The organism is Polaromonas sp. P3_C2 (assembly GCF_056402675.1).
In genome coordinates this window covers 1-1317 of sequence record NZ_JBFUGX010000926.1, presented here as the reverse complement: position 1 = coordinate 1317, position 1317 = coordinate 1, and the positions used below count along the sequence as shown (strand labels likewise).

The 1317-nt window shown below is 64.8% G+C and carries 1 protein-coding gene; it reads left to right on the top strand.

The features are described from left to right. A partial coding sequence (locus tag AC1DWI_RS23455; RefSeq protein WP_477725952.1) for a caspase family protein occupies positions 1–1317 on the top strand: 1317 nt, incomplete at both ends.

Sequence of the window (1317 nt, the reverse complement as noted above, 5' to 3'; positions counted from 1 at the left end):
ACATTGATTCGCTCGACTGGGCCGACCCGGTGCCCAGCTCGATTGTGGAACGCGTGCTGAAGTCGGTAGAAAAAGAAGGCCGCGGCATTGTGCTGTTTCATGACATTCATGAACGCACGGTGAAAGCACTGCCGGGCATTCTGGAACGCCTGGTGGCCGACGGCTACCAGTTTGCGAGCTGGGACGGCAGCGGTTTTGCCGTGGCCAAGGGCGCTGGCGTGGCGCCCGCCCCGCAGGCGGCCAACCCGGGTTACAGCGACTCGTGGGCCATTGTGATTGGCATTGACGACTATGCCAGCTGGCCCAAGCTGCAGTACGCGGTGCGCGACGCGCGTGCCATTCGTGAAACGCTGATCCAGCGCTTTGGCTTTGCCGCCGACCACGTGATCTCTTTGGAAAACCGCGAGGCCACACGCACCGGCATATTGGCCGCCTTTCATGACAAGCTGGCGCACAGCGGCATGAAAAAGAACGACCGGCTGTTCGTGTTCTTTGCCGGGCACGGCGCCACACGGCAGCTGAGCTCGGGCCGCGATTTGGGTTACATCATTCCGGCAGATTCAGACCCGAACAAGATCGCGACGGACGCGGTGCCGATGACGGAGCTGCAGAACATTGCGGAAAGCCTGACAGCCAAGCATGTGCTGTTTGTGATGGACGCCTGCTACAGCGGGCTGGGCCTGACGCGCGGCGCGGGCTCTGGCAACTTTCTGCGCGACAACGCCAAGCGCCTGGGCCGGCAGATGCTGACGGCCGGCGGCGCCGACCAGCTGGTGGCCGACGGCGGGCCGAACGGGCATTCGGTGTTTACCTGGACGCTGCTGCAGGCCATGGGCGGCAAGGCCGACCTGAACGGCGACGGCCTGATCACCGCGACCGAGCTGGCCGCGTATGTGGCGCCGGCCGTGGCGTCGGTGTCGCGGCAGACGCCGGCCTTTGGCAGCCTGCCGGGCTCGGAAGGTGGCGACTTTGTGTTTGCGCTGCCGGCAGAGGCGGAGTTTTTGAGCGCGCAGACGAGCCAGTTGTCTGTCGATGCGATTGCGCTGAACAGCAAGCTGGATGCCACGCGCCCGCCCGCTGCCGCGCCGACTGCTGGCAGCGATGTGCCGGTGGCGGCACCGCCCACGGCAACCGTGGTGGTGAAAGACCTGCAGGGCGGTGAACAGAAGATCACCACACCGCTGGCGGTGCCCAGCTCTGCACGGCAATTGGCCCAGCGCGCCAATGACCGCGGCCTGCAGCTCTATAAAGAAAAGCTGTATGCCGAAGCCGAAGCCCAGTTCACCGAAGCGCTGAAGCTGCGCCCCGACTTTGCAC